This window comes from Limnohabitans sp., assembly GCF_044361985.1.
Classification (GTDB): Bacteria; Pseudomonadota; Gammaproteobacteria; order Burkholderiales; family Burkholderiaceae_C; genus Limnohabitans_A.
In genome coordinates, this window is sequence record NZ_JBIKHV010000157.1 from 1 (window position 1) to 3,662 (window position 3,662).

The 3,662-nt window shown below is 56.1% G+C and carries 6 protein-coding genes; 5 read left to right on the forward strand and 1 reads right to left on the reverse strand.

Annotated elements, in window-relative coordinates:
• A partial coding sequence (gene grxD, locus ACIQ3A_RS14325; RefSeq protein WP_396432400.1) for a Grx4 family monothiol glutaredoxin occupies positions 1 to 308 on the forward strand: 308 nt, incomplete at its 5' end.
• A gap of 96 nt (positions 309 to 404) precedes the next feature.
• Here grxD and ACIQ3A_RS14330 read toward each other — a convergent pair.
• Positions 405 to 1,064 carry a c-type cytochrome gene (locus ACIQ3A_RS14330; protein WP_396432401.1) on the reverse strand — a complete coding sequence of 220 codons (660 nt, stop codon included), beginning with the start codon at positions 1,062 to 1,064 and terminating at the stop codon, positions 405 to 407.
• Positions 1,065 to 1,170: 106 nt separating this feature from the next.
• Here ACIQ3A_RS14330 and ACIQ3A_RS14335 point away from each other — a divergent pair, with 106 nt between their 5' ends.
• The 4 genes from ACIQ3A_RS14335 to ACIQ3A_RS14350 form a co-directional block, all read left to right on the forward strand.
• Positions 1,171 to 2,013 carry a MoxR family ATPase gene (locus ACIQ3A_RS14335; RefSeq protein WP_108407504.1) on the forward strand — a complete coding sequence of 281 codons (843 nt, stop codon included), beginning with the start codon at positions 1,171 to 1,173 and terminating at the stop codon, positions 2,011 to 2,013.
• 11 nt (positions 2,014 to 2,024) lie between these two features.
• Entirely contained in the window at positions 2,025 to 2,267 is a 243-nt protein-coding gene (locus ACIQ3A_RS14340; protein WP_396432402.1) for a hypothetical protein, read from the forward strand.
• Positions 2,264 to 2,893 carry a GNAT family N-acetyltransferase gene (locus tag ACIQ3A_RS14345; RefSeq protein ID WP_396432403.1) on the forward strand — a complete coding sequence of 210 codons (630 nt, stop codon included), beginning with the start codon at positions 2,264 to 2,266 and terminating at the stop codon, positions 2,891 to 2,893. Before ACIQ3A_RS14340 ends, ACIQ3A_RS14345 begins: the two co-directional genes overlap by 4 nt.
• The coding region (locus ACIQ3A_RS14350; RefSeq protein WP_396432404.1) for a hypothetical protein at positions 2,887 to 3,662 on the forward strand (776 nt) is incomplete at its 3' end. The genes ACIQ3A_RS14345 and ACIQ3A_RS14350, both read left to right, overlap by 7 nt.

Below are 3,662 nucleotides of genomic sequence, written 5' to 3' on the forward strand. Positions count from 1 at the left end.
AACGCATCGACGAAATCGTCAAAGGCAACGAGATCACCCTGTTCATGAAGGGCAATGCCAGCTTTCCCATGTGCGGTTTTTCCGGCCGTGCCATCCAGCTCCTGAAGGCCTGCGGCGTCGACCCCAAGACCGTCAAAACCGTGAATGTGCTGGACGATGCAGAAATTCGCCAGGGCATCAAGGAATACAGCAACTGGCCCACGATTCCTCAGCTCTACATCAAGGGTGAGTTCATCGGTGGCTCGGACATCATGATGGAAATGTACGAATCGGGTGAACTGCAGCAGGTCATCAACGGCCAGGCCTGATCGCCTTTGCGCAGCACCCTGGCTTGCAGGGTGAGGCAATGAACGCCCATGAAAAAAGCCAGTCAGTTGACTGGCTTTTTGCTGGGTTTCAAAGAATCAGCGGAACTTGGACTGCGGCACAACCTTCATGTCGCCGTCCAAAGAACCGATGTAAGCCGCCATGGCCTTCAATTCGGCATTGGAGAATTGTTTGGCAATGCCCCCCATCACGCCATTGTTGCGACCCCAGGTAGCCTGGTTTTCAACCTTGTAAGACTTGAGCGCCACAAACAAAAAGTCTTTGTGCTGGCCGGCGATCTTGGGGTAGCTGGGGTCAATCGGCTTGGAGAAGTTGTCACCGTGGCAAGAAATGCAGGCGCCCTTTTGTAGCAAGGCTGCCACCTTGGCATCAGGTGTCTTGGGGGTGATGGCCACCGGCTCGGTCTTGCCATGTTGCTCGTAATAAGCACCCAGATCGGCCATGTCCTGGTCGGTCAGGCTACTGGAAATGCCGCGCATGGTAGGGTGCTTGCGCTCGCCTTTTTTGTACGCATTCAGTGCCGAAACGATGTATTTGGCGTTTTGACCGGAAATCATAGGCACACGGTAAATCTCGGGGAAGCTGGCTTGGTAGCCCTTGATGCCGTGGCAGCCGATGCACATGGCAATCTTCTGCTCCGCGGCTTTGGCATCGCCCTTGATCTCTTGAGCATGGGCAGAAATGGCGGTCACAGAGGCGACAGCCAATGCAAACACTGAGGTCAGGAACTTGTTCATTTTGCTTACACAATCCAATTGACTGATAAAAATCAACTACGGATTATATCGGGCTGACCCTCATAATCCTGACAAGCTTCTTTCCAATTTTTGAGAACTGCAACCCATGAAATTCAAAGGCACCGAAAACTACGTCGCCACCCAGGACCTGATGCTGGCCGTAAATGCCGCCATCACACTCAAACGGCCGCTCTTGGTAAAAGGCGAACCCGGCACCGGTAAAACCATGCTGGCCGAGGAAGTGGCGCAGTCATTGAACCTGCCCCTGTTGCAATGGCACATCAAATCCACCACCAAAGCCCAACAAGGCTTGTATGAATATGACGCCGTCAGCCGGCTGCGCGACAGCCAATTGGGCGAAGCCAAAGTCAAGGACATCGAAAACTACATCATCAAGGGCGTGCTCTGGCAGGCTTTCACCTCCGAAACCCCGGTCGCCATCCTGATCGATGAGATCGACAAAGCCGACATCGAGTTCCCGAACGACCTGTTGCGCGAAATCGACCGCATGGAGTTTTATTGCTACGAGACACGCCAGCTGATCAAGGCCAAGACCCGTCCGCTGGTGTTCATCACCTCCAACAACGAAAAAGAGCTGCCCGACGCCTTTTTGCGCCGCTGCTTCTTTCACTACATCAAGTTCCCCGAAGCGGACACCATGCGCCTGATCGTGGATGTGCACTTCCCGACGCTCAAGAAAGACTTGCTGGCCCTGGCCCTCAAAACTTTCTACGATGTACGCGGCCTGCCTGGCCTGAAGAAAAAACCCTCCACCAGCGAACTGCTGGACTGGCTCAAACTTTTGGTCGCAGAGGATATCCCGCTTGAGGCGCTGCAAAGTGCCGATCAGAAAGTATCTGTGCCGCCCCTGGTCGGTGCCCTGCTCAAAAACGAACAAGACGTGAGCTTGTTTGAAAAGCTGGTGTTCATGAACCAGCGCAACCGCTGAAGACCGGCCACATGTCCTCACCCAATCTTTTTCTTGAAGGCATTTCAGACGCTGTCGGTTTTGTCGGTGGCGCTTTGGCCGGCTATTGGGCAGGCAAGTTGCTGGGCTTGAACATTTTCAGCGCTGGCTATGACTACGCCAGCATTGGCGGCATTTTGCTGGTGGGCTTGGGCGGTGGGGTGGGGCTGCATCTGGCACGTTTCTGGCGCGCCAAACAAAAAGCCAAAGACAACGACAACGACACGCCATCATGAGCCCCTGGATTGCACCCGTCACCCTTTCCGGCCAGCATGTCACGCTGGTGCCGCTCGCCACTGAGCACCACGACGATCTGGTGGATTCGGTGCGCGATGGCGAACTGTGGAACCTCTGGTACACCGCGATCCCGGCGCCTGATGCCATGGCCGCTGAAATTGCACGCCGGCTGAACTTGCAAACACAGGGCAGCATGTGCCCCTTTGCCGTGCTGGACCCTGTATCTGGCCGCGCAGTGGGCATGACCACTTACATGAACATCGACACCGCCAACAAGCGCTTGGAAATTGGTTCGACCTGGTACCGCAAAAGCGTGCAGCGCAGCCCGCTCAACTCCGAAGCCAAGCGCCTGCTGCTGGGCCATGCCTTTGAGCAGTTGAACTGCATCGCCGTCGAGTTTCGCACGCACTTCTTCAACCACCAAAGCCGCCATGCCATCGAGCGCCTGGGTGCCAAGCTGGATGGTGTGCTGCGCAGCCACCAGACCAACACCCACCCGCTGGCTGCGGGCGCACTGCGCGACACCTGCGTCTACAGCATCATTGCCAGTGAATGGCCCAGTGTGAGAACGCATTTGAACTTTCAATTGAACCGCGCCAGCCACAAGGACACCCGGTCATGCTGATTGATTTCTTCTACACCCTGCGTGCCGCCAAACTACCGGTGTCTGTGCGCGAGTACCTGACGCTGCTGGAGGCGCTCCAGGCCAATGTGGTCGGCCCTGCATCAGACGCCTGCAGCATCGATGATTTTTACCACCTGGCCCGCACGGTGATGGTCAAGGACGAAAAGCACTTCGATAAATTCGACAAGGCTTTTGGCGCCTACTTCAAGGGCGTGGAAATGTTGACCGACTTCACCAAGGAAGTGCCCCTCGACTGGCTGGAAAAAATCCTGCAAAAAGAACTCACGCCCGAGCAGAAAGCCGCCATCGAAAAGATGGGCTGGGACGAGTTGATGGACACGCTGAAAAAGCGCCTCGAAGAACAAAAAGAACGGCATGAAGGCGGCAGCAAATGGATCGGCACCGGTGGTACCTCGCCCTTTGGCAATGGCGGTCACAACCCGCAGGGCATCCGGATTGGTGGCAAAGGCGGCAACAAGAGCGCTGTCAAAGTCTGGGAGCAACGCGCCTACAAAGACTACGACGACTCACAGGAACTGGGCACACGCAACATCAAGGTGGCACTGCGCCGTCTGCGCCGCTTCGCGCGTGAAGGTTCTGTGGAAGAGCTGGATTTGCCCGACACCATCCGGGCCACCGCCGCCAACGCAGGCTTTCTGGACATCAAAATGCGGCCTGAGCGGCACAACAATGTGAAGGTGCTGCTGCTGATGGATGTGGGCGGCACCATGGACGAGCACATCACCCGCGTGGAAGAGATGTTTTCTGC

What these genes read in the sequence shown, in the direction of transcription:
- ACIQ3A_RS14330 (WP_396432401.1), bottom strand. Translation starts at nt 1,064, where the DNA reads ATGAACAAGTTCCTGACCTCAGTGTTTGCATTGGCTGTCGCCTCTGTG.
- ACIQ3A_RS14335 (WP_108407504.1), top strand. Translation starts at nt 1,171, where the DNA reads ATGAAATTCAAAGGCACCGAAAACTACGTCGCCACCCAGGACCTGATG.
- ACIQ3A_RS14340 (WP_396432402.1), top strand. Translation starts at nt 2,025, where the DNA reads ATGTCCTCACCCAATCTTTTTCTTGAAGGCATTTCAGACGCTGTCGGT.
- ACIQ3A_RS14345 (WP_396432403.1), top strand. Translation starts at nt 2,264, where the DNA reads ATGAGCCCCTGGATTGCACCCGTCACCCTTTCCGGCCAGCATGTCACG.